Annotated in this window: 22 protein-coding genes and 1 tRNA gene; 15 read left to right on the top strand and 8 right to left on the bottom strand. The window is 70.6% G+C overall.

The window, feature by feature from the left end:
- Positions 1-3: 3 nt before the first annotated feature.
- Positions 4-681 (bottom strand): response regulator transcription factor, encoded by a 678-nt coding sequence (locus tag ABD714_RS00595; RefSeq protein ID WP_344810323.1) that lies wholly within the window; start codon positions 679-681, stop codon positions 4-6.
- A gap of 189 nt (positions 682-870) precedes the next feature.
- On the opposite strand from ABD714_RS00595, the gene ABD714_RS00590 reads away from it, so the two are divergent.
- The 4 genes from ABD714_RS00590 to ABD714_RS00575 all read left to right on the top strand — a co-directional run bounded on the left by ABD714_RS00590 (position 871) and on the right by ABD714_RS00575 (position 5,669).
- A complete protein-coding gene (locus tag ABD714_RS00590) occupies positions 871-1,623 on the top strand; it encodes a phosphatase PAP2 family protein (protein ID WP_344810322.1) in 753 nt (250 codons plus the stop codon).
- 178 nt (positions 1,624-1,801) lie between these two features.
- Positions 1,802-3,265 (top strand): sensor histidine kinase, encoded by a 1,464-nt coding sequence (locus tag ABD714_RS00585; protein WP_344810321.1) that lies wholly within the window; start codon positions 1,802-1,804, stop codon positions 3,263-3,265.
- A 195-nt stretch (positions 3,266-3,460) separates the two neighbouring features.
- Positions 3,461-4,453, top strand: coding sequence for a DMT family transporter (locus ABD714_RS00580; protein ID WP_344810320.1), 993 nt, complete (start codon positions 3,461-3,463; stop codon positions 4,451-4,453).
- Positions 4,431-5,669 (top strand): glycosyltransferase, encoded by a 1,239-nt coding sequence (locus ABD714_RS00575; RefSeq protein ID WP_344810319.1) that lies wholly within the window; start codon positions 4,431-4,433, stop codon positions 5,667-5,669. Before ABD714_RS00580 ends, ABD714_RS00575 begins: the two co-directional genes overlap by 23 nt.
- Positions 5,670-5,680: 11 nt before the next feature.
- Here the strand turns inward: ABD714_RS00575 and ABD714_RS00570 are convergent, their stop codons facing one another.
- Positions 5,681-8,179, bottom strand: coding sequence for a hypothetical protein (locus ABD714_RS00570; RefSeq protein ID WP_344810318.1), 2,499 nt, complete (start codon positions 8,177-8,179; stop codon positions 5,681-5,683).
- Between the two features lie 264 nt (positions 8,180-8,443).
- Positions 8,444-8,525, bottom strand: a tRNA-Tyr gene (locus ABD714_RS00565).
- Between the two features lie 138 nt (positions 8,526-8,663).
- Here ABD714_RS00565 and ABD714_RS00560 point away from each other — a divergent pair.
- Positions 8,664-9,155 (top strand): YajQ family cyclic di-GMP-binding protein, encoded by a 492-nt coding sequence (locus tag ABD714_RS00560; protein ID WP_344810317.1) that lies wholly within the window; start codon positions 8,664-8,666, stop codon positions 9,153-9,155.
- 103 nt (positions 9,156-9,258) lie between these two features.
- Here the strand turns inward: ABD714_RS00560 and ABD714_RS00555 are convergent, their stop codons facing one another.
- Both ABD714_RS00555 and ABD714_RS00550 read right to left on the bottom strand, forming a co-directional pair.
- A complete protein-coding gene (locus ABD714_RS00555; RefSeq protein WP_344810316.1) occupies positions 9,259-9,738 on the bottom strand; it encodes a hypothetical protein in 480 nt (159 codons plus the stop codon).
- A 377-nt stretch (positions 9,739-10,115) separates the two neighbouring features.
- The gene (locus ABD714_RS00550) at positions 10,116-10,673 is read right to left on the bottom strand and encodes a hypothetical protein (RefSeq protein WP_344810315.1); all 558 of its coding nucleotides are present in this window, start codon (positions 10,671-10,673) and stop codon (positions 10,116-10,118) included.
- Positions 10,674-10,939: 266 nt separating this feature from the next.
- Between ABD714_RS00550 and ABD714_RS00545 the strand changes: the two genes are divergently transcribed.
- The 6 genes from ABD714_RS00545 (at position 10,940) to ABD714_RS00520 (ending at position 15,247) form a co-directional block, all read left to right on the top strand.
- A complete protein-coding gene (locus ABD714_RS00545) occupies positions 10,940-12,202 on the top strand; it encodes a DUF418 domain-containing protein (RefSeq protein ID WP_344810314.1) in 1,263 nt (420 codons plus the stop codon).
- Between the two features lie 105 nt (positions 12,203-12,307).
- Positions 12,308-12,760: a YtxH domain-containing protein gene (locus ABD714_RS00540; RefSeq protein ID WP_344810313.1), complete on the top strand. Its 453-nt coding sequence runs from the start codon at positions 12,308-12,310 to the stop codon at positions 12,758-12,760.
- A 111-nt stretch (positions 12,761-12,871) separates the two neighbouring features.
- The gene (locus ABD714_RS00535) at positions 12,872-13,366 is read left to right on the top strand and encodes an RNA polymerase sigma factor (protein WP_344810312.1); all 495 of its coding nucleotides are present in this window, start codon (positions 12,872-12,874) and stop codon (positions 13,364-13,366) included.
- Positions 13,363-13,971, top strand: coding sequence for a methylated-DNA--[protein]-cysteine S-methyltransferase (locus ABD714_RS00530; protein WP_344810310.1), 609 nt, complete (start codon positions 13,363-13,365; stop codon positions 13,969-13,971). Before ABD714_RS00535 ends, ABD714_RS00530 begins: the two co-directional genes overlap by 4 nt.
- A gap of 97 nt (positions 13,972-14,068) precedes the next feature.
- Positions 14,069-14,626, top strand: coding sequence for an alpha-ketoglutarate-dependent dioxygenase AlkB (locus ABD714_RS00525; protein ID WP_344810309.1), 558 nt, complete (start codon positions 14,069-14,071; stop codon positions 14,624-14,626).
- 21 nt (positions 14,627-14,647) lie between these two features.
- A complete protein-coding gene (locus ABD714_RS00520; RefSeq protein ID WP_344810308.1) occupies positions 14,648-15,247 on the top strand; it encodes a DNA-3-methyladenine glycosylase I in 600 nt (199 codons plus the stop codon).
- Between the two features lie 97 nt (positions 15,248-15,344).
- Here the strand turns inward: ABD714_RS00520 and ABD714_RS00515 are convergent, their stop codons facing one another.
- The 3 genes from ABD714_RS00515 to xylA form a co-directional block, all read right to left on the bottom strand.
- The gene (locus tag ABD714_RS00515; protein WP_344810307.1) at positions 15,345-15,854 is read right to left on the bottom strand and encodes a DUF805 domain-containing protein; all 510 of its coding nucleotides are present in this window, start codon (positions 15,852-15,854) and stop codon (positions 15,345-15,347) included.
- A 184-nt stretch (positions 15,855-16,038) separates the two neighbouring features.
- On the bottom strand, positions 16,039-17,448 hold the full coding sequence (gene xylB, locus ABD714_RS00510; protein ID WP_344810306.1) for a xylulokinase: 1,410 nt from the start codon (positions 17,446-17,448) through the stop codon (positions 16,039-16,041).
- Positions 17,445-18,638, bottom strand: coding sequence for a xylose isomerase (gene xylA / locus ABD714_RS00505; RefSeq protein WP_344810305.1), 1,194 nt, complete (start codon positions 18,636-18,638; stop codon positions 17,445-17,447). The genes xylB and xylA overlap by 4 nt, the downstream gene beginning before the upstream one ends.
- 153 nt (positions 18,639-18,791) lie before the next feature.
- On the opposite strand from xylA, the gene ABD714_RS00500 reads away from it, so the two are divergent.
- The 4 genes from ABD714_RS00500 (at position 18,792) to ABD714_RS00485 (ending at position 25,017) form a co-directional block, all read left to right on the top strand.
- A complete protein-coding gene (locus ABD714_RS00500) occupies positions 18,792-20,003 on the top strand; it encodes an ROK family transcriptional regulator (protein ID WP_344810304.1) in 1,212 nt (403 codons plus the stop codon).
- Positions 20,004-20,008: 5 nt separating this feature from the next.
- Positions 20,009-21,604 carry a beta-N-acetylhexosaminidase gene (locus ABD714_RS00495; RefSeq protein ID WP_344810303.1) on the top strand — a complete coding sequence of 532 codons (1,596 nt, stop codon included), beginning with the start codon at positions 20,009-20,011 and terminating at the stop codon, positions 21,602-21,604.
- Positions 21,605-21,857: 253 nt separating this feature from the next.
- Positions 21,858-23,984, top strand: coding sequence for an ABC transporter substrate-binding protein (locus ABD714_RS00490; protein WP_344810302.1), 2,127 nt, complete (start codon positions 21,858-21,860; stop codon positions 23,982-23,984).
- Positions 23,985-24,030: 46 nt separating this feature from the next.
- A complete protein-coding gene (locus ABD714_RS00485; protein WP_344810301.1) occupies positions 24,031-25,017 on the top strand; it encodes an ABC transporter permease in 987 nt (328 codons plus the stop codon).

Below are 25,017 nucleotides of genomic sequence, written 5' to 3'. Positions count from 1 at the left end.
GTGTCAGTGCAGGTCGCTGTCGAGGCGGTACCCGAGACCACGCACGGTCGACAGGGTCGTCAGACCGTACGGGGTGTCGATCTTGCGGCGGAGATAGCCGATGTAGACCTCGACGATGTTGTCGCTGCCCTCGTAGGCGGAGTCCCACACGTTGTCCAGGATCTCCGCCTTGCTCACGACGTCTCCGGCCTTGCGCATCAGGAAGTGGAGCAGCCCGTACTCGCGGGCGGTGACGATGACCGGCTCCCCGCGGCGCTGCACCGACCGACGCGCCGGATCGAGCACCAGCGACCCGACGGTGACCTGCACCGGTCGCTCGGGAGCGCCGCGCCGGATCAGGGCCCGCAACCGGGCGATCAAGATCATGAAGCTGAACGGCTTGGTGAGGTAGTCGTCCGCCCCGAGGTCGAAGGCGTCGATCTGGTCGAGCTCGCCGTCCTTGGCGGTCAGCATCAGGACGGGGGCCCAGACCTTGCGAGCCCGCAGCTCCTTGAGCACGTCGTAGCCGCTGAGACCGGGCAGCATGATGTCCAGCACTATGGCGTCGTAGCCGTTCTCGGTCGCCGCCCACAGACCCACCACGCCGTCGGAGACGACGTCGACCTCGAAACCCTCGGCCTGCAGGCCCTCCTTGACCACGGTGGCGAGACGGTGCTCGTCCTCCACCACCAAGACCTTCACGTCTCTTCCTCCGGCTCGACAGCTGTCATGAGGATTCTCCGCCGGCGGACCTGAGCCCGACCTGAGGGGCGCCCCGACCCGGTCGGCGGCGGTCAGTCCTCCGCGGTGGCAGCGCCCACAGCGTCGTCTCAGGATGTTTCGACGATGCTGGGTGGAACCGCTGCCGCAGCGGGGACGGAGGGGTCGGTGATGTCGGACCGCGGATCGGTGACCAGTCGTCGCTGGCTGGTCGTGGCTGTCCTCGGCTGGGTGGCTTTCCTCCTGATGACCCTCTGGGTGCAGCAGCTGGGGCGACCACCGGTCCTCGACAGCTCGGTCCTGACCATGGTGCTGCCCACCCGTACCGCCCTGGCCACGACGGTGGCAATCGACGTCACCCGGTGGGGCTCGTACCCCGTGGTCTATCTCATCGCGCTGGTCATCGCGGCCCTGCTGTGGTGGCGCACCCGGCGCCTACTCCTCCCGCTGACGTTGATGATCACCGTCGTCGAGACCGGGGCCTTCGTGACCCTGGTCAAGGAGGTGATCGCCCGGCAGCGACCACCCCTGTCCGCGGCTCTGGGCGCACCCGCCACCGATGGTTCGTTCCCCTCCGGGCACACCACCAGCGGAGCGGTGGTGTGGGTTCTCGGCGCCGCCTTCCTGGCCTCGACCCTCACCGCCCGCTGGGCCCGGGCGGCGGTGGTGACGGCCGGGGTCGTGATCGCCGTCGCCATCGGCTTCACCCGGGTCTACCTGGGCTACCACTGGACCACCGACGTCCTCGGCGGCTGGCTCCTGACCCTCGCCGTCGGCGCGACGGCCGCGTGCTTCGTGGTCCGCTTCACTCCACCTCGGGAGCCGCTCGGAGGGCTGCCCCCGGGAGCGATGCTGGGGGCCGGTCCGGCGCTGCCCTGGGCGACGACGGGGTCCTCACTGCCCGGGGCCCCCGTGGTCCGGTGACGAGGGTCGAGTACGGTGCGGGTCCGAGGGCGAGCGCCCGGGTCAGGGAGGCTCGAGGGCGGTGGTGTCCGGGTCGAGACCCGGCGCTGCCCCGGTCCGGCCGTCGGCCGGTGGCGCAGACTGTGACGGGTCGGAAGACCCCGACACCCGGACCGTCCGTGCAGGAGCTCGAACTGCCGTGAAGCTGCTCGCCGACCGCCACGTGCCGGCTCCCACCCAGGCGGGGGCGGGACCAGGTCGATCCAGCACGCCGTTCCGGCGTCTGCTCCGGTCCGGTCAGCGGATCGGCGTCCGGGCCCGCTCGGTGTTGGTCGCGGTCGTCGTCGTCTTCGCCGCCCTGCTGGTCGGCGGGGCCGGGCTGCTGTACACGCTGGAGAACGACCTCGAGCAGACCGCCACGGCCAACGCCCGGGCGCGTGCCTCGGAGGTGGTCGCCCAGCTCACGACCGACGGCCTCGCCGCGACGGAGGAAGCCGTCAGCCAGCAGACGCGCGGGAACTCCGTGGTCCAGATCCTCGACGCCGACGGCACCGTGCTGGCCGCCTCCAGCAACGACCTGTCCCGGGAACCGATGTCGTCACAGCGCCCCGATGTCGGTGCGTACGCCGCCGCCGAGGTCGACCTCGACCACATCCAGCACGGTGTCGGCGGCGAGTGGACGGTGGTGAGCACCGCCACCCGGCTCGACGACACCACCTACGTCGTCCAGTCGGCGGTGCCCATCGGCATCCAGCGGGACACGATCCAGACGGTCGCGGTCTTCCTGCTCGGCGGGACCCCCCTCCTCCTCGGAGCCGTCGCCCTCGCGGTCTGGATGCTGGTCGGGCGGGCCCTCCGTTCGGTCGAGAGCATCCGGGCCACCGTGGCGGAGATCGACAGCCACCGGCTGACCGAGCGGGTGGCCGTGCCACCCACCCGCGACGAGATCGCCGCACTCGCCCTCACCATGAACACGATGCTCGACCGGCTGCAGGTCTCCGACGCCGCCCAGCGCGCCTTCGTGTCCGACGCCAGCCACGAGCTCCGCAGCCCGCTGGCCACCCTGACGTCGGCCGGCGAGCTGGCCGTGGGGGCGACGCCCGAGCGGCAGAGCGCGCTGCTGGAGACGATGAACCTGGAGATCGCCCGGTTGCGAGGGCTGGTGGAGAACCTGATGACGTTGGCCCGGGCCGACACCCAGGAGCTCGCAGCCCAGCGGTCCGAGGTCGACCTCGACGACCTCCTCGCGGAGGAGCTCCGCCGGCTCCGGCTCACCGGCGGCCTGCAGGTCGTGGTCGAGATGGTCTCCGCCCGGGTCCTGGGCGACCAGCAGAGCCTGGGTCAGGCGCTGCGCAACGTCGTCGACAACGCCGCCCGGCACGCCCGGACCACCGTACGGCTGATCCTCACCGTGACCGCGACCGATGCGATCGTGTGGGTCGACAACGACGGTCCGGTCATCCCGGTCGAGGACCGCGAACGGGTCTTCGAGCGGTTCGTCCGGCTGGACGAGGCCCGGACCCGCGACGCCGGCGGCAGCGGTCTCGGGCTGGCCATCAGCCGGGCGGCGCTCCGGGCCCACGGCGGCGACGCTCTCGTGGTCGACGGTCCGGACGGGTGGTGCCGCTTCCAGCTGCGACTCCCCCGCGTCACCGAGACGTAACTGCGTCACCGAGACGTAACCGCGTCACCGAGACGTAACCGCGGCTTCGCCGAGGAATCATCCGGACCTCGCGGCGTCACTCAGGTTCGGCACAGCCACCATCGCCGATGCTGAGGCGGTGATCTTCGTCCGGCCGCCCGCCCGGCGCGCCTGCGCGCACCGCGGGTGCGCACCGCGCCGCTCGGCAGCAGTCCGATGACGGTCATCGCGGTCGTACTGGCGGTGACCGCGGCCATCACCTTCGGCGTCGCCGCCGTCAGCCAGCACCGGGCTGTCCGGACCACCCTCGAGTCCGCGGCGGAGGACGCCACCCCCGTACGCCGACGGCTGGCTGTGGGCCAGCTCGGCACCCTGGTCGCCGATCCCCGCTGGCGACGCGGGTTCGTCCTGATGACGCTCGGCACCGGCTGCCACGTCCTCGCCCTCTCGCTCGCGCCGATCAGCCTCACCCAGCCGATCAACGTGCTCGCCGTCCCCACCACGATCATCGCCACCGCCGTGCTCGCGCACCGTCGACCGCCCCGGTCGGTGATCGCCGCTGCCGCCGCGGTCGTCCTCGGCGTCGGTGCGTTCGTGTTCGCGGTCAGCGATGCCCCGGCCGGCACGACTCCCACCCCGGACCTGTTGATCATCGTCGCGGCGACGGTCCTGACCGCGACCGTGCTCCTGCACCTGGTCGCGCGCCGGCTCGCCGGTGGTCGGGCGGCGCCCCACTGGCTGACGCCGGTGCTGCTGAGCGTGGCGGGTGCGGCGAACTTCGGTACCGCCTCCTCCACCTTCCGGCTGCTCGCCCAGGACCTGATGGCGACGCACGACCTGTCGAGGGGCACCCTCGTCGGCTTGGTCTGCTTCGTCCCGCTGGCCCTGGCGGCCGGCGCCTGGTCGATCCAGCAGGCGTACGCCGCCGGGGCGGCCTCCGCGGTGACGGCCACCAGCGCTCTCACCGACCCGGTCGTCGCCCTGGTGATCGGGATGGCGGTCCTGGCCGAGACACCTCAGCTCACGCCGGTCCGCGTCGTGATCATGATCATCGCCGCCACCGCTGCCGGGGCCGGTGTCATCCGCCTGGCCCGCCACGACGACGCCGTCGACCCCGGCCCCGCCGGGGACGGTCCCGCTCGTTCGTCGTCACGCCCTCTCGCCGTGCCCCACACAAGGAACCACCATGCGCATCCTGCTCGCCGCTGACCAGTACCCGGAGTTCCTGAACGGCGCCGGGGCAGCCACGGAGCGGTTGGCCGCCGGACTCGCCCGGCGCGGCCACGACGTGACCGTCGCCTACCCCTCGGTGGCGGGTCCCCGCTCCCGCCGGGTCCGTCACGGGCTGGTCGACGAGCGCTTCACCTCGGTCAGACTCCCCCACGGTCAGGGGGTGCGGATCTGCCTGCCGGTCAGCGTCGCGCGCGAAGCCGACGAGCTGCTCGGCTCCACGTCGTACGACGTGGTCCACGTCCAGTCGCACCTGCCGGTGGGCCGCGCCGTCCTCGCCGCGGCCCGGCGGGCCGGGATCCGGGTCGTCGCCACGAACCACTTCATGCCCGAGAACCTGCTGCCGCACGTGCCCGCTCCCGAGCTGGTGCGTCGTCGGCTCGGCGCCTGGGCCTGGCGCGACCTGGCGCGGGTGTTCGGTCGGGCGGACGTGCTGACCACCCCGACGCTGCGGGCGGCCGAGATCCTGGCGGAGCGGGCCGATCTGCCCCTGGCCCAGGTGATCTCCAACGGCATCGACCTCGACCAGTTCCGGCCCGATGAGTCACGCCGCGGCCCCGGTGGGCCCGCTGAGGGTGTCGGCGACCCGTTCGTCCTGTTCGTCGGTCGACTCGAGCAGGAGAAGCGGGTCGAGGCCCTGCTGCGCGCCTTCGCCGACCTGCCGGCGGAGGTGCCGGCCCGGCTCGTGTACGTCGGCCAGGGCAGCCTGCTCGGCGAGCTCCGCCGGATGGCCGCCGACCTCGGCGTGGGCGACCGGGTCGAGTTCTGGGGCACCGTCTCCACCGAACGCCTCCGTCGCGCGTACGCCGACTGTGCGGTGTTCTGCGCGCCCGGGATCGCGGAGCTGCAGAGCCTGGTCACCCTGGAGGCGATCGCGTCGGGAGCCGCGGTGGTGGCCGCCGACGCGGTCGCCCTCCCCCACCTGGTGCGCCACGGACGCAACGGCTACCTCTACCCACCGGAGCAGCCCGAGCAGCTCACCGACCACCTCCGCCACCTGCTCACCAGCCCGGAGCTGCGGGAGCAGATGGGCGCCGAGAGCCGTCGGCTGGCGGCGGCGCACGACGTCGAGGCCACGCTCGACGCCTACCTGGCCTGCTACGCCCGGGCGATGGATCGGCCCCTGGTGGGCTCGTCGCCCGGGCGGTCGGGCACCGGGGCTCGCCGATCGGGTGGGGAGGCGCTGGCCGCCTGAGGACGGCCGGCTCACACCCCACTGCGCTTGGCCGCGCCGGCGAGGCTCGCGGTGAGCGCCGCCTGCGCCCGGTTGCGCTGGGTGGCGTCGTCGATCAGACCGGGGAGTCGGTGGAGCAGCGCCGGATCGAGCTTTCCCAGCTCGTCGTCGGTCAGCTGCCGGACGAAGTCGGCGGCCACCGCCGTACGGTCGTGCCCGGCGACGCCGATCGCCGCGGCCACCACCGCCGCCGGTTGCCCCTTCAGCCGTCGGGCCAGGTTCGGATGATCGGTGTAGCGGTACGTGTCCCGCAGCGCCGCCCCCTTGCCGATGTCGGCGCTGGTGGTGATCACCGCACCGGCCTTGGTGGCGGCGGCGAGGGCCGCGGCGTAGCGACGTCGCTGCTGTCCGGACGGCAGGTGCTTGGCCAGCGACTCGAGCAGCGCCGGATCCAACGCCGCCATCTCGGCGTCGCTGTGCTGTGCCGCGTAGGGCACCAGCCACGCGGCCCGCTCCTCGGGGAAGATCATCATCTCGATCACGCCGAGCACCGTGGCGGCCGGCTGACCCTTGGCGGCCACCGCCAGGTCCTTGGGTTTGTACACGTCCCGCGCCGTGCCGGCGACCAGGGTGCCGGCGTCGGCGCCGAGCCTGGCGCGGGCATCGCCCTGGGCGTGCAGCGCGGTGAGGATCTTCTTAGCGGCGCCGCGTTCCCCGGCCGGCATCTCGGCCACCAGACCTTCCCCGGTCTTGATCACCAGCGCGGTCTTGATCCGGTCGATCGCCGACCCTTCGCCGCCCCAGGTCACGCCGCCGGACATGGCGGCGCTCAGCGCCATCAGGAGCTGCTGGTCCAGCGCGACCAGGCCCGCGCGCGTGGGGTGCCGGTCGGCGATCGCCAGGGCGAGGTCGTCGTCCAGGTCCTCGGGTTCGAGACGGTCGAGCATGCTGATCGCCAGATCTGGCGAGGCCGTCCGCAGCGCCCGGGCCAGCGCCGCGACGTCGGCGTCGTCCGGCCCCTTACCGGCCGCGAAGTTCTTGCTGTGCTTGCGCAGCAACGCATCCACCGCCGAGGCCTGCGCCGTGCGCCGCGTCGCGGTTCGGCGTTCTTCCTGCGCGATGATGCCGCTCACCAGTGACAGGTTCTCGACGAGCAGCTGGTAGAGCGGGCTGGTGATGCCCTGCGCGAAGACGAGGGTGCGCAGCAGGTCCTGCACCCAGGACGGGTCCGAGACGGCCGTGCCGACCTCGCGCTTCTGCCCGGCAGGGATCTCGGCGAACTTCGGGGCGAGCCGCCAGGGGTTGTTGAGCTTGAGGAAGGCGTCGACGTCGGGCTTTCCGCCCACCGTGGCGATGCCGTGATTGGCCGCCAGCTCGATGTTGGACACCGAGTTCTTCAGCGCCGTCACGGCCTTGCCGGCGCTGCCCCCCTTGGCCATCGAGTTGTCGCCGAACGTACGCCACCCGGCGCTCGGGTCGGCCTCGCTGAACACCACCGCACCGTTGGTGTTCAGGTAGTCGTGCACCAGCTTGGCGCCCAGATTGGCCAGCTTGTCCGGTTGGTCCTGCAGCCGGTCGAGGACCTGGTCGATCACCCGACTGATGGCGACCTCCCGGCCGAGCACGTGCCGGAGGGCGAACGCCTGGGGTCCGGACAGGCTGGGCAGGACGTTGATCTCGATCTCACGCCAGATCCGGGCCTGGTCGCTGCGGGCGGCGGCCTGGATGTTGGCCCGGGCGACCGTGCCGACTCCGCCGGACCAGAACTGCAGAGTGGCCAGCCGGATCATGGACTTGTTCACCAGGTGCCCGGCGGCGAAGGCGTCCTCGAGGAAGTGGTCGGCCTCGGCGTTCATGCCCAGCGCCTCGTCGCCGGCCGCCTTGGCCCCCGCCGCGTCGCCTCTGCCGGTGAGCGCGAAGGCCTCCAGCGCCTTGGCCAGCGCGGCCTTGTGCGCGGCCGTGTAGCGCTCCCGGTTCGCCGGGGTGAAGTGGGCCGTGTTGTCCTCGGCCAGCTCCAGGTAGGTCCGGGTGGCGCCGCCGGGTTGCACCGCGCCGGTGCGCCGGCCCGCTGTCGCCGTCTCCCACTGCGTCTCCGCGGGCACCGGTGCGCCCTTGGCCCTGGCCGCCTGCTCGTCGGAGACCAGCGCCGCCAGCCGTTCCACCTCCGGCGCCGGGGCCTTCTTCAGCTGTGCCCACCCCTCGTACAGGTCACCCAGCAGGGCGTTGACCGTCCCGTAGCTCAGGGTGACCTTCTTGGTCTGGTTCAAGGGGTTCGGCGGACCGGTCCACAGGTCGAGGGTGATGGTGCGCGAGGTGGCGGCGTCGCCCAGGTCCTTGTGCTCGCTGGAGGCGTAGCGCTGGACCACCCGCCGGGATCTCGAGGCACGGACCGGGCGACGCCGGGCCGCGGTCAACGCTCCGGTCACCGCCGCGTTGCCGACCAGCCGCTGCAGGGCCCGCAGGCTGGACGACGGCAGCGTGGTCCGCCCGGCAGCCAGCGCCGCGGCGGCCAAACCCGCTTGCTGCGGCACCGGAGGCGCCACGCGGGCAGGCGGAAGGGCCGGGGGCGGCGCCTTCCTGGCCCGGTTGCTTCGCGCGCGGTCGTGGTTCATGACATCCTGCCCGTCACTCTCGCCCTCCACGGTAGGGGTCGATCGCGGGCAACGGTGACCGGCGACCCCAAGAGGCAGCGCGACGTGCCCTTCCAGACAGGACGATCAGGCCGCGAGCGCGCTCTTCACCGGCCGGTGAACACAAAGGTCGAACGCCCTGATCAGAGGACGTTCGACCTGGTGTGGCAGGTGTTGGGTTCGAACCAACGTAGGCGATGCCGGCAGATTTACAGTCTGCTCCCTTTGGCCACTCGGGCAACCTGCCATGCCACCTCGACCCTCGCGGGCCCCGGCGACGATCGCAAACAATAGCAACTCCCGTCTGGACCGCCCAATCCGTCGGTTGCGCTCGGCGCTAACGTACGGAGGAGCCCAGTGACCGACCCTCAGGAGGAGACAACCGATGGCCGCGGAGAGCTCGTTCGACATCGTCAGCAAGGTCGACCGGCAGGAGGTGGACAACGCGCTGAACCAGGCTGTGAAGGAGGTCCGCCAGCGGTTCGACTTCAAGAACACCGACGCGTCCATCGCCTGGTCGGGCGAGGCGATCGAGCTGGAGGCCAACTCCGAGGAGCGGGTCAAGGCCGTCCTCGACGTCTTCCAGTCCAAGCTCGTACGCCGCGGCGTCAGCCTGAAGTCGCTGGACGCCGGTGAGCCGCGCTCGTCGGGCAAGCTCTACAAGATCACCGCCACCACCTCCGAGGGCATCACCCAGGAGAACGCGAAGAAGGTCTCCAAGCTCATCCGCGACGAGGGCCCGAAGGGCGTGAAGACCCAGATCCAGGGAGACGAGCTGCGCGTCAGCTCCAAGAGCCGCGACGACCTGCAGACCGTCCAGGCCCTGATCAAGGCCCAGGACTACGACTTCGCGGTGCAGTTCAGCAACTACCGCTGACGCGCCCGGTCGGCGCTGCTGGGAGTCCCGCCCCGTCATCGAGTGGTGAGTTGTGGCTGCTCCCGAAGCAGCCTTTACTCACCACTCGATGTGCGTCCGGCGATCACCGGACCAGAACCTGCACCTCACCCACCGGGAGCGGCGCCGTGGCGACCCGCGGGACGGTGATGACACCGCTGGTGCCGTTGACGTTCCAGGTCACCGCCCAGTAGGCGATGGCTGTCACCGTGTAGTTCCCCTTGGGCAGGCTGGGCTTCTCATAGCGGTAGCCGCAGTCAGGAGAGGGCGTCGCCGCTTTGACGCCCTTTCGGTACGGCGTGCCGCCGCCCGTGCAGGTGACCGTCTTCCCGTCACCCATCTGGAACACCGTCTTGGTCAGCTGGGCGTCGAGCGAGACCGAGAGCCCGGCCACGCTGTCGCTGACGGGCCCGACGCGCTCCGGACCCTCCGCCCACACCCACAGCGGGTAGCCGACCGCCGCCATCTTCCACTTGTTCACGTCGGGGTCGGGCCCGATCGTCGGCGCGTTGAGCGGGAGCTGGAGGCGGGCCACAGCGATCGCACCGGCCTGACCGGGCGACATGAGAGGCGGTCCGCCGGGTGTGGCGGTGATGGTTCCGAGGGACCCCGTCAACCGCGCCACCTCCGCGGGAGCGGAACAAGCCTCAGCCTTCCCTCCAGCGACACAGTCGCGGTAGGAGTTCAGCTGCGTGTCGTAGGCCTTCCACGCTCGCCGATAGGCGGCGAGTTGCTGCTCAGGGGTGGGACCGGTGTCGCCGCCTCCCGAATCCCTCCCCACGGAAACTTCGTTACTGCTCTTCGACGGTGTCTCAGCCTTGCTTTTGCACTTTCCAGTAACTCTGTTGCACCTTGCGCCGCCGGCAGCGTCTGCAGTTGGGAGCGATGTGCCAATGACGGCGAGACTCAGTAGAACGACAAGAATCGCCGCGCGTGCCCCGTTCACGCTGCGCAGCCAGACTCGTTGTCGAAGGTCTTGACGACCCTCGAGTCGACGTCGCTAATCTTCCAGCGACCGTCCGCTCGCGTGGCGGTTAATTCTTGGAGGAACTTCCGCGGGCGGTTCTTCTGAACCTCTCGTCCGCTGCTGTCGAGCAATTTGACTGCCGAGGTGTCCTCGCAGGCGGTGAATGTGAGCTCTCTGTCGGTCCAGCCACCGGATGCAGTCACTGCAACGACCCCAGCTCGGCTTGAGCGCCAGCCCTCCTCTTTGAGAGCACGAAGCCCTTCCATCTGCAGATCGAGATAGGCACCCATCGTGTTTTCTATCAGGGGTCTAGTGGCCTTTGACGCGCCACCGCTAATTGCAATTCTGTCCGTCTCCGTGAATGCCGTGAGATACGCCTTCTCAGCCGCCTCGAAATCCAATCTCTGCTGACGCTCCTGAGCGTTCTCCGTCGGCGTCGGACTCGGCGTCGACGACGACACCCCAGGTGAGGGCGACGTCCCTGGGCCCGGGCCGGGGTCGGGGGTGCAGCCGGCCACGAGCAGGCCGATCACCAGGGCTGACCCGCAGGCTCCCATCATCGAACGACTGACCACACTGCCACCTCCGCTATGGCGCGCGACCCTATACAAGACCGGTCTCCGACGCGAACCGACGGCTCGCGGCGATCGCCCACATCATGACGAACGTCACATCGCTCCCTCCCCACCGCAGCCCACCAACAACGAGCATCGCTGACACGTGTTGGCCGATGTGTCTCCCGAAACAGATCGGTGTTGTCCGTTGACCTGATGCCACCCTCGTCTGGCACAGTCTCCGGATGGCGACCCAGACGCCCACCCCGTCCACACCCACCCCGTCGGCGCTCACCCCGTCCGCGCTCACCACGGGCAGCCGGGCTCTGGCCCCCGATCTGGCTCGCGGCGTCATGCTGCTGCTCATCGCGCTCGCGAACACGCCCTGGTATCTCTACGCCACGACCACGAGCAACTCGTCCATCCACCCCACCGACGGTTCGACGCTGGACCGGGTCGTGCAGTTCGCCATCATCACGACGGTCGACTCCCGGGTGTATCCGATGTTCGCGTTCCTGTTCGGCTACGGGATCGTGCAGATGTACCAGCGCTCCCTCGATCGCGGCGCCGATCCGCAGGCGGTCCGCCGGGTCCTCCGTCGGCGGCACCTGTGGATGATCGCCATTGGGTTCCTGCACGCGGCGCTGCTGTGGATGGGCGACATCGTCGGCGCGTACGGGATCGTCGGTTTGATCTTCACCGCCGCCTTCCTCCAACGGAGGGACAGGACCCTGCTGGTCTGGGCCGGCGTGCTCACCGGCCTGCTGACCCTGGCGGCCACCGCCGCGACCGTCGGCAGCGTCTTTGCCGCCCAGGCGCCGCCGCCCGCCGAGGCCGACGGCTTCCTGGCCTGGATCAAGGACATCAACGGGATCGAGTTCTGGCCGGCGAGCATCCTCCCCCGGCTGATGGTCTGGGTGTTCCTGCTGACCTTCCAGGGTCTGCTCAGCCTGGTCATCCCGATCGCGGCCCTGCTCGCCTTCTGGGCGGCCCGGCACCGCGTGCTGGACGAGCCCGAACGCCACCGCCGACTGCTCACGACCGTCGCCGTGGTGGGGATCGTGGTCGGTTGGGGCGGCGGCGGAGTGCACGCCCTCCAGCACGTCGGGGTGCTGCCGATCCCCGACCACGTCAGCTGGGTGTTCTCCACCACCCAGCCCCTGACCGGGCTGTTCGGCGGCCTCGGGTACGTCGCGCTGTTCGGTCTGGTGGCGGCTGCGCTGGCCCGCCGCGGACCGACCGTCGGTCCGGTCACCACCGCCGTCACCGCAGTCGGCAAGCGGTCGCTGTCGGCCTACCTCGCCCAGTCCGTCCTCTGCGCCCCGCTGCTGTCCGCGTGGGGACTGGGCCTGGGCGCTGTGCTCGGCAGCGCCGGCGCGGCCGCCCTGGCGATCGGCGTCTGGCTGGTCACCCTCACCGGTTGCTCGCTGCTGGAACGGCGGGGTCGCCGCGGACCCGCCGACTGGTTGCTGCGTCGGCTGGCGTACGGGCGATCTGCGGGTTCCTGACCAGCACTGCGGAGGAGCCCCTGCTCGACGGACCTGCCTGCGGCCTAGCATGACCGCCAGGATCCGCTCCGCGCGACGCGGCGGGCGAAAAGAGAGGCAAGCGGCATGGGGTTCCTGGACGAGATCAAGAACAAGGCCGAAGAGCTCGGCGAGAAGGCGGGCGACGCCTTCGAGGCGGCCAAGGACAAGGCCGGCGACCTGATCGACACCGGCAAGGAGAAGGCCGGCGATCTGGTGGACGCGGCGAAGGAGAAGCTGGACACCGACGGCGACGGTGACGTGGACCCGTCGGATGGGTCGCACGCGTTCAACCAGCTCAAGGATCGCGCCACCGGCGGCGGCGAGTCCCCGGCCGACCAGGTCGCGGCGGCGGCCGGCGCCGCCGGCACGAGCGCATCCGACACCGGCGGGACCGAGTACACGATCCCGTCGGAGGACGCGACCGATCCGTTCGCGATCCCGGCGGACGATCCGGTGTCCTCACCGGAGGCCGCCAAGGACGAGGCCCTGGCCGATCTGCAGGCCACGGCCGAGGACCTGAAGTCCGACGGCGCCTGATCGGCCGGCACCAGTCGAGCACCACCACCCCCGTCGCCTCGGTGACGGGGGTGGTGTCGTTCTCGGCCGACGACCTCACGTTTCACCCCTGCTGAGACGTCTTCTCCGGTGATGACTGCGAAACCGCCCTTCGACCAGCTGGTCCGGTACCACGGTGCCCGGGTCTGGCGGGTCTGTCGCGCCGTGCTCGGACCGGTCGACGCCGACGACGCCTGGTCGGAGACGTTCCTGGCCGCGCTGCGGGCCTACCCCGAGCTGCCGTCCGGGGCCGACCACGGGGCGTGGCTGGCCACCATCGCCTACCGCAAGGCCGTCGACGCCGCCCGGGCCCGTGAGCGGCGGGCCACCCCGACGCCCGATCACGGCGACCGGGTGTCCATCCTGGGTCAGCCCGGCACCGGTGACGACGAGCTCACCGACGCGGTGCGGTCACTGCCCGACAAGCAGCGGCAAGCGGTCACGCTCCACTACCTCGCCGACCTCCCGTACGCGCAGGTCGCCACCGAGCTCGGTGGCACCCCCGAAGCTGCCCGCCGGGCAGTGTCGGACGGCCTGCGTACGCTGCGGAAACGGTTGGCGGGACCACCCTCAGGAGGACGACCATGACCATCACCGACCGCCTCGACGCCCTGCGCGCCGTCGACGACGCCACCTTGCAGCGCCTCCGCGACGGCCTCGCCCGCCGGGCCGCCGAGTCCCATCTGCTCGACCTGGCCTACCGGACGGTCGACTCGCCCGTCGGACCCCTGCTGCTGGTCGCCAGCGAGCGCGGACTCACCCGGGTCGCCTTCGCCAGCCAGGACCACGAGCAGGTGCTCGGTCAGCTGGCCGCCACCGTCAGCCCCCGGGTGCTGGAGGCGCCAGAGCGGCTGGAGCCGGCCGCCCGCGAGCTCGGTGAGTACTTCGCGGGCCGCCGCCGGATGTTCGACCTCCCGCTCGACCTCACCACCAGCGGGGAGTTCCGGCGCGCGGTGCAGCTGCTGCTGCCGACGATCGGCTACGGACGCACCGTGTCCTACACCGAGCTCGCGACGCTGGCCGGGCGTCCCGCCGCCGTCCGGGCGGTGGGCACCGCCTGCGCCACCAACCCCCTGCCCGTCGTCGTGCCCTGCCACCGGGTGCTGCGAGGGGACGGGAGCCTCGGTGGCTATCTGGGCGGCCTGGAGGCCAAGCGGACGTTGCTGGAGCTCGAGATGCGGGTAGCCGCATGACCTTGTTCGACGTCGTGCGCCCGGGTGGTCCGTACGAGGTCGCGCCCGGCGCCGTCCACCGCCGGGCTGGCTCCCGCCGGCTGAGCAGCGCGGACTGGTGGCGGCCTTCCACCAGTGGGCGGCCGGCCCGGTGCCGATCCGGTCCGCCACCGTCCGGGGACACCCCATGTCGGTCAGGACGGTCTGTCTGGGCTGGCACTGGCAGCCGTACCGGTACAGCCGGCATGCCGGCGACGTGAACGGAGCGCGGGTGCTGCCCCTGCCCGAGTGGCTGATCGAGCTGGGCCGTCGGGCCCTGGCGTCCGTGGGGTGGCCGGATGCAGCCGCCTACCGGCCCGACACGGCGCTGATCAACTTCTACGACGCCGGCGCGAAGATGGGGCTGCACCAGGACAAGGACGAGGTGTCCCCGGACCCGGTCGTCTCGCTCTCGGTGGGCGAGGCGTGCGTGTTCCGCTTCGGCAACACCGAGAACCGCAACCGCCCCCACACCGACGTCGAGCTGCGGTCCGGCGACCTGTTCGTGTTCGGCGGACCGGCCCGGCTGGCGTATCACGGGGTGACGACGATCATCCCCGGCACCGCCCCGGACGACTGCGGGCTGACCGACGGCCGGATCAACATCACGCTGCGGGCCACCGGCCTCCGTGACTGAGCCGACAGCTGAGGAGCGAGGATGACGGACAACCCGGATCTGGTGGTGGGCGAGGACGGCCTGGCGCGGCCGACCTGGGCGACCGGGGAGCCGCTGCGCTCCTACTACGACACCGAGTGGGGCCTGCCGGTCCGCGACGAGCGCGGTCTGTTCGAGCGGCTCAGTCTCGAGGCGTTCCAGTCCGGCCTGTCCTGGGTGACCATCCTGCGCAAGCGCGAGTCCTTCCGCGCGGCGTTCGCCGACTTCGACCCCGACACCGTGGCGGCGTACGGGGACGAGGACGTCGAGCGGCTGATGACCGACGCTGGGATCGTGCGCAACCGGGCCAAGGTCAACGCCACCATCGCCAACGCCGCGGCGACGGTGGCGCTGCGGGACCAGGGTGGGCTGGCCGACTTCCTGTGGTCGTTCCGACCGGCCGAGACACCGAAGCCCGTCCGGTACGCCGACGTCCCGACGAGCTCCCCGGAGTCCGTGGCCCTGGCCAAGGCCCTGCGCAAGCGGGGATTCCGGTTCGTCGGTCCGACCACCATGTACGCCCTGATGGAGGCGGTGGGGATCGTCGACACCCATCTGCTGGGCAGCCACCGGCGCGGGAGCTCCGGCGTCTGGCCCGCCTGATCGGGCGGCCCGAGACCGTTTCGGAGCCGAGACGGCGGAGCCGCCGCGGACCCGGAGGTCGGCGACGGCTCCGACGAGTCGGTAGGAGTCAGGAGGTTCAGTACTGCTGCTGCCCGGGAGGCGGCCCGTAGCCCTGGTTCGGGGCCGCGTAGCCGTAGCCGCCGGGCGCGTAACCCTGCGGGTAGGGCGGCCCGTACGTGGCGGCCGCGGGCGAGGTCTCCATGGCGCAGAGCACCAGGGTAACGATGCCCAGGCCGAACACGCTGAACAGGTAGAACCAGCCGCTGTGGCCGGCGTCGTGCAACCGACGGACGCTGACCGCGATGGACGGGACGACCACTGCCAGGGCCCAGACGACCAACAGGATCGTCGGGGCGATGGCGGCCATCCCGGGCTCGCCGTCGGGTGTCCGGCCGGCCACGGCCAGCACGGCGATCAACGCGTACAGCACGCTGACGACGATGCCGTTGGCCAGCATCCACCACCAGAACTCGCTCCGGCTGGCCCGGCCGGAGAAGGTGGCGTACTTCTGGAAGACCCGCTTCACAGCGGGGACGAAGGCGATGCCGGAGTGCGGCCAGTCAAGCGGAGGAACCTGGGTGCTCATAGTGATCGGCATTCTTCCGCTCGCCGGGGTCGGTCCGCCGGGCCCGCGTGCGTGATCTGCACCACCGGCTCGGCACCAGCCATGGGTCCCGCTCGGCTGCAGCCGCCCTCCGAGGCCGGCGGGCCGGCGGGCCGGCGGGCCGGCGGGCCGGCGGGAATCGTCGGACTGCGTCAGCTCGGCCGGTTCACGAACGAGCAGCGACCTCGGCCAGCGCCGCGCGGTAGCGCGCGTCCAGCGCGACGGCCTCCTCGGCCTCGCCGGGCTGGGGCTCGTACGTGCCCGAGACCGGGGCCGCCCAGTCCGGCAGCGATCCGGTCAGCACCCAGGCGGCCTGGCGGGCGGCGCCGACGGCGACGCTCTCGTACGGGTCCGTGGCCAGCACCGGCACCCCGAAGACGGCGGCGGCGATGGTCCGCACGGCGGGCGACTGCGCCGCTCCCCCGGTCAGCATCACCCGGTCGACCGGCGAACCCTGCTCCCGCAGGACCTGCACCCCGTACGCCAGGCTCCACAGCACGCCCTCGATGGTCGCGCGGGCCAGGTTGGCCGCGGTCAGGTTGGACAGCGTCGCCCCGCGGAGCTCACCACGGGCGTCCGGCAGCGGTGGGGTCCGCTCTCCCTCCAGGTACGGGAGGAAGACCAGGCCGTCGCTCCCGGCCGGCGCCGAGACGGCCAGCGCGCTGAACTCATCCAGCGAGACGTTCAACGCCTTGGCCATGGCCACCAGGTTGCGCGCCCCGTTCAGGGTGCAGACCAGCGGCAGGAAGGCACCCGTGGCGTCGGCGAAGCCGGCCACCACGCCGCTGGCGTCGTGGGTCTGGCGATCGCTGCGCAGACAGGCCACGCCGCTGGTGCCCAGGGAGATCAGCGCAGTGCGATCCGGCACGACCATGCCGAGCATCGACGCCGCGTTGTCGCCGGTGCCGGGGCCGATCGCCATCCCCTCGGGCGACTCGCCGACGACCTCGTCCGGGGCGGCCACCCGGGGCAGCTCGAGACCCCGGCCGAAGGCCAGCTCGACCAGGTCGTCGCGGTAGCTGTTGGCCACCGCGTCGAAGTAGGCAGTGCCCGAGGCGTCACCGCGGTCGGTGACCGGGTCGAACGACCGACCGCCGATCTCCCAGGTGAGGTAGTCGTGCGGCAGCACCACCCGGTGCACCCGGGCGGCGTTCTCCGGCTCGTGGCGAGCCAGCCACCTGATCTTGGACGCGGTGAACGAGGCCACCGGCACCGCCCCGACCGCGTCGGCCCAGGCCTGGGCACCGCCGAGGTCGGCGATCAGGTCCCGCGCCGCCTGCGCCGACCGGTTGTCGTTCCACAGCAGGGCATCCCGGACCAGCTCGCCGTCGGCGTCCAACGTGACCATGCCGTGCTGCTGGCCACCGACGCTGATCGCCTCCACCCCGTCCAGCAAGGACGGATCGGCCGTCGCCTCGCGGTAGGCGGCCAGCCACGCGGCGGCCGACACCTCGGTGCCGTCGGGGTGCGGGGCGCGGCCCGAGCGGACGACCTCGCCGGTCTCGCTGTCACAGACCACGACCTTCACGGACTGGGTCGACGAGTCGACCCCGGCGACCAGGCGGCGAGAGGTCACCCGCGGGCACCCATCAGGTGCTCGAGCATCAGCTGCTGCAGCTTCACGAAGCCGAACCCGCGACCGTTGAAGTAGGGCTCTGCGTCGAAGTCCTCATAGGCAGAAGCATCGGCCAGCAGCTCGGTGTAGGTCTCACCGGGGTCGAGGGTCGGCTCGGACAGCTCGGCTACCCGGGCGGCGGCCAGGGCCGCCTGGACCTCGGGGTCGGCCCGGAAGGCGGCCGCCCGCTCCTTCAGGATCAGGTACATCCGCATGTTGGCCGCGGCCGACTCCCAGACGCCGTCGTAGTCCTCGGTCCGGCTCGGCTTGTAGTCGAAGTGCCGCGGGCCCGTGTAGGCCTGACCGCCGCCGGGACCACCGTTCTCCAGCAGGTCGACCAGGGAGAACGCGTTCTGCAGGTCGCCGTGACCGAAGACGAGGTCCTGGTCGAACTTGATGCTGCGCTGACCGTTGAGGTCGATGTGGAACAGCTTGCCGGCGTCGAGGGCCTGGGCGATGCCGTGGGTGAAGTTGAGCCCGGCCATCTGCTCGTGGCCGACCTCGGGGTTCACGCCGAACAGGTCGGGCTTGTCGAGGGTGTGGATGAACGCGATCGCGTGCCCGACCGTCGGCAGCAGGATGTCCCCCCGGGGCTCGTTCGGCTTCGGCTCGATGGCGAAGCGCAGGTCGTAGCCCCGGTCGGTGACGTACTCGGCCAGCATGTTGACGCCCTCGCGGTAGCGCGCCAGCGCGGCCTGGACGTCTTTGGCCGCGTCGAACTCGGATCCCTCCCGGCCGCCCCACATGACGAAGGTCTCCGCACCCAGCTCAGCGGCGAGGTCGATGTTGCGGAGCAGCTTGCGCAACGCGAACCGGCGGACCGCGCGGTCGTTGGAGGTGACGCCACCGTCCTTGAACACCGGGTGGCTGAACAGGTTGGTGGTGATCATCGGCACGGTCACGCCCGTGTCGGCCAGCACCTGCTTGAGCCGGTCGATCTGGGTGGTCCGCTCGGCGTCGGTGGCCTCGAACGGGAACAGGTCGTTGTCGTGGAACGTTAGCCCGTACGCCCCCAGCTCGCCCAGCTTCGTCACCGCCTCGACCACGTCGAGGGGAGCCCGGCTCGCGCTGCCGAACTGGTCCTGGCCGACCCAGCCGATGGTCCACAGACCGAACGAGAACTTGTCGGCGGGCGTGGGGGTGAAGCTCATGCGGGGGCCTCCGTCGGCGTCGAGATCAAATGTTGACTACGACAACATATTGACCACTTGACGATCCGTCAACCACCCGGTGCGCTACGGTACGGACTGTCGCCGCATGTCGTCGCCGACAACAAACCCCGTCGCACAGCGAGAGGAACGCCGGTGAGCCAGTCCGAACCCGCCACCGGTCCGGCGTCCTCGGCGCGGCCGCGCAACCTGAGCCGGCTGCTCACGATGACCCACCGCGAGGGACCGCAGTCCCGGGCCGCCCTGACCCGCCGGACCGGACTCAACCGGTCGACGATCGGCGGACTGGTGGCCGAGCTGTCCGCCCGCGGTCTGGTCAGCGAGACCGGACCGGCCGGCTCGTCGGGTGTGGGGCGGCCGAGCCCCCTGGTCGCGGCGACGGACACGGTCGCCGCACTGACGGTGAACCCCGACATCGACGCGGTGACCGTCGGACTGGTGGGACTCGGCGGGGTCGTGCACAAGCGGGTCCGCTACCCCACCGGTGGCTCCCTGAGCGCCGACGAGGCGGTCAACCTGGTGGCTGCCCTGGTGGCGGGCATGCGCTCGGAGCTGGACACCCGCTTCTCCGTCCTCGGCGTCGGGATCGCGGTTCCCGGTCTGGTGGAGCGCGGCTCGGGCACCGTGACCCTGGCCCCGCACCTGGGCTGGCGGGACGAGCCGTTCGGGGACCGGATCGCGGCCGCCACCGGCTACCGGTGCACCGTGGCCAACGACGCCCGCACGGCCCTGCTGGCCGAGGCCTGGTTCGGTGCCGGCCGCGGCCGGCAGGACTTCGTCTACCTCAACGGCAGCGCCAGCGGCATCGGCGGTGGGATCGTCGCCGCCGGTCAGCCGGTGCTCGGCCGACACGGGTACGCCGGGGAGTTCGGCCACCGCGTCGTGCACCCCGGCGGCGAACCGTGCCACTGCGGTCGGGTCGGCTGCCTGGAGACCGAGGTGCGGCGTGACCGGCTGCTCGCCGCCGTCGGTCTGGACGACACCAGCGCCGAGCAGCTGCCCGCTGCGCTCGCCGGGGACCACGCCCCGGGGGTCGCCGCCGAGATCGACCGGCAGCTGGGTTGGCTCGCCCAGGGCCTGTCGGACGTGATCACCGCGCTGGATCCGGAGGCCGTGGTGCTGGGCGGCTTCCTTGCCGACCTGGCCGAGGCGTCCCGTGGACGGCTGCAGGAGCTGGTCCGCCACACCGGGTTCGCCGCCCTCGCCGCCGACGTGGAGGTGGTGTCGGCCGCCCTCGGGCCGGACGTGCTGACCATCGGCGCCGCCGAGCTCATCGTCGCCGACCTGCTGGCCGATCCCCAGGCGTACCCGCTCGCCCGACCTGACGGGGACCAGCGCCTAAGGTGAAGCAGGTGACCTCCCCGACGACGTCGTCCCCCCGCTCCGTCCTGCCCGTGCCGGTGCGCACCGAGCCGCAGGTCGGACGCTTCACCCTCACACACGACCTGGCCATCGCGACCGACCAGCCCGGCTGGGCGGCGGTCGTCCGCCGGCTGCTGTCCCCCGGCACCGGGCTGGAGCTGCCCGCCGCCGCCCACGGAGCGCTGCGGTTGGTCCGGGACGACAGCCTGGCCGACGAGGCGTACGTCGTCGAGGTCGACAACGACCAGATCACGCTCACGGCCGCCAGCCCGCGGGGCCTGAACTGGGCCACCCAGACCCTGCGCCAGCTCCTCCCGCCGTCGGCGCTGCGACCGGCCCCCACCGGGGAGGCGCTGCACCTGGATGGCGTCAAGATCGTCGACGAGCCGCGGTTCGGCTGGCGCGGCGTGCACCTGGACGTCGGTCGGCACTTCATGCCGCTGACCGACCTGTTCCGTTTCGTCGACCTGATCGCGCTGCACAAGTACAACGTGTTCCACCTGCACCTCACCGAGGACCAGGGCTGGCGGTTCGCCTCACGGAAGTACCCGAAGCTGCAGGAGCGGGCCAGCTGGCGGGCCGAGACCCAGCGCCATCACCAGGACTTCGCCGACGGCACCCCGCACGGCGGCTTCTACACCCACGACCAGCTCCGGGCGCTGGTGCGCTACGCCGCCGACCGCGGGATCACGGTGATGCCCGAGCTGGAGTTCCCCGGTCACGTGCTGGCCCTGCTGGCCGCCTACCCTGAGCTTGGCAACCACCCGGAGACGGGCTACGCACCGGCGACGACCTTCGGCGTCTTCCCCGAGGTGCTGAACATGACCGACGACGCGATGACGGTGATCTTCGATCTCTACACCGAGCTGCTGGAGGTGTTCGACAGCCCCTACGTGCACGTGGGCGGCGACGAGTGCCCCCGCGACGAGTGGATCGCCAGCCCCGCCGCCCGGGAGCTGGCGGAGCGGCGAGGTCTACCCGGACCGGAGTACCTGCAGCGCTGGTTGACCGAGCAGCTGCGCGACTGGCTGGCCGCCCGGGACCGCCGGCTGGTCGGCTGGGACGAGATCAACGACGAGGGTCCGCTGGAGGGGGCCGTGGCGATGGCGTGGCGGGACGCCTCGTACGGGATCGCCGCGGCGAAGGCCGGCCTGGACGTGATCATGTGCCCGGTCACCCACACCTACTTCGACTACTACCAGAGCGACGACCCGACCGAGGCGTACGCCATCGGCGGCCACCTGCCGCTGGAGCAGGTGTACGCGTTCGAGCCGCTGACGGGGCTGCCGGCCGAGGTGCACGACAAGGTGCTGGGCACCCAGTGCCAGCTCTGGCGCGAGTACATGCCGGACACGCGGCGGGTCGACTACATGCTCTTCCCGCGGGCCTGCGCCCACGCCGAGGTGGCTTGGTCGTCACCGGAAGGACGGTCGTACGAGGAGTTCCTCGGGCGGCTCCCGACCCACCTGGACCGGCTGTCGACGATCGGCGTCGAATACCGACCGCTGGCCGGTCCGCTGCCTTGGCAGCAGGGTGGCACCGGGCCGCTCCGTCGTCCGGTCGAGCACGGCGGACCGTCCGTCTGATCAAGGTCTGAGACCCGGTCGTGATCATCGGACCGTCCGCGGCCGGGATAGTTCCACGACCGATGCAGGTCTTTTTCGTGGCAGGGCTTGCGCTTCGCGGTGCCATCGGTAAAGTCTCGACACGTTCGGGTGGTACGGCGGAACGAAGCGACAGATCGGTGGGCGAGGTTCGTTCCTCGCCTGACCGCAGGTCCATGATTCCAACGTTGCAGTCCGGGCGCTGACACTGACGTCGGATGCAATGGAGGACTCCATGGATAACGGCCGTTTCTCTCGTCGCAGCTTCCTCTACGGCTCAGCGGTGCTGGCCGGATCGGTTGCCCTGGCCAGCTGCACGCCGTCGGGGGGTGGTGGTGGTTCCGACCAAGGCGGGCAGGGTGGCAGCGGCTCCCAGGCCGTCGGCTCCGAGTCGAAGCCGGTCGCCAAGCCCGGCAAGTACCAGCAGGCCCCGATGCTCGACAGCATGGGCCTCCCGCCGGTCGAGGAGCGGTTGCCGGAGAACCCGTACGTGATCCCGCACCTGTGGTCGAACGACGGCAAGTACGGCGGCAAGCTGAACATGAACACGTTCGGCACGACCGGCGCCGCCAAGGCCGACTCCAACCGTGAGTTCTTCTACGGTCACACCCCGCTGCGCTACCTCAACGACGGCAAGGACGTCGTGCCCGGGCTGGTCGAGTCGTGGGAGTCCAACGACGACGCCTCGGAGTGGACCTTCACGTTCCGCAAGGGCCTGAAGTGGTCCGACGGGGAGCCGTGGAGCACCGCCGACATCATGTTCTGGTGGAACGACATCGTCGCGGGCCAGCACCTGGCGCAGACCGCCCCCGACGAGGCCCGCTCCGGCAAGGGCACGCTGGCGAAGTTCACCGCCGTCGACGACCTGACCCTGAAGATGACCTTCGACGCGCCGGCCCCGCTGACCGCTGACCGGATGGCCATGTGGGTCAACGGCAACATCGGCAAGAACGGGCCGATCTGGATGATGCCGAGCCACTACGTGAAGCAGTTCCACCCGAAGTACGGCAAGGACGTGCCGGACAACTGGGACGCCGTCGGCGGTCTGATGGAGCAGAAGGCCGACTGGATCCGCAACCCCGACTGCCCGACGATGACCGGCTACATGTGCAAGACCTTCGACAACACCAAGGGGGTGGTGCTCACCCGCAACCCCTACTACTACGTGGTGATGCCCAACGGTGACCAGCTGCCCTACATCGACGAGATCCAGATCAGCATGGTCAGCGACGCCGAGGCCAACAAGCTGCAGGTGCAGCAGGGCTCGGTCGACCTGTGCATGGGCTACTTCAACCAGATCACCCTCAACGACGTGCAGGGCATCCGGGACAGCGCGGAGCGCGCTGGCACCGAGATCTTGTTGTGGGACAGCGGATCGGGCACCGGGTCGATCTTCTTCTTCAACTACGACTACGTGGACGAGGACCTGCGCAAGCTGATCCGCGAGCCCAAGTTCCGGCAGGCCATCTCGCACGCCTTCAACCGGGAGGCGGTGCAGAAGTCGGTGTACTTCAACACCGGCGAGCCGACCACCGGGACGCTCAGCCCCAAGGCCATCGAGTACTCGGTCGACGACACCGGCAAGGCCGCCTACGCCAGCTGGCGCGACTCCTACGTCGCCTACGACCCGGAGAAGGCCAAGTCCCTGCTCGACGAGCTCGGGGTCAAGGACACCAACGGGGACGGCTTGCGTGAGCTGCCCAACGGCAAGAAGCTGGCGCTGCGGATCGACATCCCGGCCGACGCGTCGGTGGAGCACAAGACCAAGGACAACCAGCTGATCTCCGACCTCAAGGCGGTCGGTCTGACGATGACGAGCAACCCGATCGCGCCGCAGGCCTTCGACGACGAGTGGAAGACCGGCACCCTGATGGGCCACAGCAACTGGGAGGTCGGCGACGGGCCGAACCACCTCGTCTACCCGCAGTGGCTGGTCCCGCTGGAGTACACCCGGTGGGCCCCGCTGGAGGGCCAGTGGTACCAGCAGCTCGGCACCGACACCAACAGCAAGCAGCTGGACGTCGACCCGTGGAAGCGGAACCCGCCCCGGATCAAGCCCGAGCCCGACGGCCCGATCCAGAAACTCTGGGACATCTACGACGCCAGCAAGGTCGAGCCGGACCAGATGAAGCGGAACCAGCAGGTCTGGGACATGATCAAGATCCACGTCTCCGACGGCCCGTTCATGATGGGCTCGGTCGCCAACTACCCCCAGGTGGTGGTCAAGAAGACCGATCTGAAGAACCTCCCCACCAAGGAGAACCTCGCTCAGGGCGGCATGGTCAACCCCTGGATCCACCCGACCCCGGCCGTCTACGATCCCGAGTCCTGGTACTGGGACAACCCCGACGACCACAAGTAGGCAGCGGCCCTCCGAGCTCGACCCGCACTGATCGAAGGGATCGTTGATGCTGCTCTTCATCCTCCGGCGCCTCGGCTACGGCCTGATCACGCTGTTCTTCGTCTCGCTGCTGACCTTCTTCATCATCGAGCTGGCCCCCGGTTCGGCGGTCGACTCGGAGATCTCGCGGTTGCGGGCGCAGGGCAACAACGTCTCGACCCAGCAGGTCGAGGCGCTGGAGGCGCAGTACGGCGTCAACGACACCTGGGTCGTCAAGTACGGCAAGTGGGCCAGCGGCCTGGTCCGGGGCGACTTCGGCATGTCGTTCGCCTTCCGCCAGCCGGTGTCGGACCTGATCGGGTCCAGGCTCGTCCTGTCGCTCGCGTTGGGGATCGGTGCCACCCTGATCGCCTGGGCGGTGGCCATACCCATAGGCGTGTTCTCGGCGACCCACAGGTACACCCTGGGTGACAACGTGATCACGGTGATCCAGTTCATCGGACTGGCCATACCCGAGTTCCTGCTCGCCCTGGGGGTCATGGTCGTGTCGGTGAACTTCCTCGGGCTGGACGTCGGGGGTCTGTTCTCCAACGAGTTCCGCAACGCGCCGTGGAGCGGAGAGAAGCTCGTGGACCTGATATCCCATCTGTGGATGCCGGTCCTGGTTCTCTCGGTGGCCAGCACGGCCTGGCTGACCCGCGTGATGCGGGCCAACCTCTTCGACGTCCTCGGCCAGCAGTTCGTGCAGACCGCGCGGGCCAAGGGGGTGGCGGAGCGCAAGGTGATCTGGAAGCACGCGGTGCGCAACGCGCTGCACCCGCTGGTGATGACCCTCGGGGCCACCTTCTCGGGGCTGCTGGGTGGCGAGCTGGTGATCTCGATCATCTTCAATTTGCCCACCCTGGGCCAGGCCCTGTTCGAGACCCTGGTCACCAAGGACACCTACGTCGCGGCCACCATCCTGGTGATCATGGCTGCGCTGCTGATCCTCGGCAACATCATCTCCGATCTCCTGCTGACGTGGGTCGACCCACGGACTCGGGTCCTGGACTAG

Origin of the sequence: Microlunatus aurantiacus (genome assembly GCF_039536605.1) — a bacterium.
GTDB lineage: Bacteria > Actinomycetota > Actinomycetes > Propionibacteriales > Propionibacteriaceae > Microlunatus > Microlunatus aurantiacus.
This window is presented reverse-complemented; position numbering and strand designations above follow the sequence as displayed.

What these genes read in the sequence shown, in the direction of transcription:
- ABD714_RS00530 (WP_344810310.1), top strand. Translation starts at nt 13,363, where the DNA reads ATGACCATCACCGACCGCCTCGACGCCCTGCGCGCCGTCGACGACGCC.
- ABD714_RS00490 (WP_344810302.1), top strand. Translation starts at nt 21,858, where the DNA reads ATGGATAACGGCCGTTTCTCTCGTCGCAGCTTCCTCTACGGCTCAGCG.
- ABD714_RS00545 (WP_344810314.1), top strand. Translation starts at nt 10,940, where the DNA reads ATGGCGACCCAGACGCCCACCCCGTCCACACCCACCCCGTCGGCGCTC.
- ABD714_RS00555 (WP_344810316.1), bottom strand. Translation starts at nt 9,738, where the DNA reads ATGTCGCCCGGTCAGGCCGGTGCGATCGCTGTGGCCCGCCTCCAGCTC.
- ABD714_RS00575 (WP_344810319.1), top strand. Translation starts at nt 4,431, where the DNA reads ATGCGCATCCTGCTCGCCGCTGACCAGTACCCGGAGTTCCTGAACGGC.
- ABD714_RS00520 (WP_344810308.1), top strand. Translation starts at nt 14,648, where the DNA reads ATGACGGACAACCCGGATCTGGTGGTGGGCGAGGACGGCCTGGCGCGG.
- ABD714_RS00540 (WP_344810313.1), top strand. Translation starts at nt 12,308, where the DNA reads ATGGGGTTCCTGGACGAGATCAAGAACAAGGCCGAAGAGCTCGGCGAG.
- ABD714_RS00590 (WP_344810322.1), top strand. Translation starts at nt 871, where the DNA reads ATGTCGGACCGCGGATCGGTGACCAGTCGTCGCTGGCTGGTCGTGGCT.
- ABD714_RS00485 (WP_344810301.1), top strand. Translation starts at nt 24,031, where the DNA reads ATGCTGCTCTTCATCCTCCGGCGCCTCGGCTACGGCCTGATCACGCTG.
- ABD714_RS00515 (WP_344810307.1), bottom strand. Translation starts at nt 15,854, where the DNA reads ATGAGCACCCAGGTTCCTCCGCTTGACTGGCCGCACTCCGGCATCGCC.
- ABD714_RS00580 (WP_344810320.1), top strand. Translation starts at nt 3,461, where the DNA reads ATGACGGTCATCGCGGTCGTACTGGCGGTGACCGCGGCCATCACCTTC.
- xylA (WP_344810305.1), bottom strand. Translation starts at nt 18,638, where the DNA reads ATGAGCTTCACCCCCACGCCCGCCGACAAGTTCTCGTTCGGTCTGTGG.
- ABD714_RS00535 (WP_344810312.1), top strand. Translation starts at nt 12,872, where the DNA reads ATGACTGCGAAACCGCCCTTCGACCAGCTGGTCCGGTACCACGGTGCC.
- ABD714_RS00560 (WP_344810317.1), top strand. Translation starts at nt 8,664, where the DNA reads ATGGCCGCGGAGAGCTCGTTCGACATCGTCAGCAAGGTCGACCGGCAG.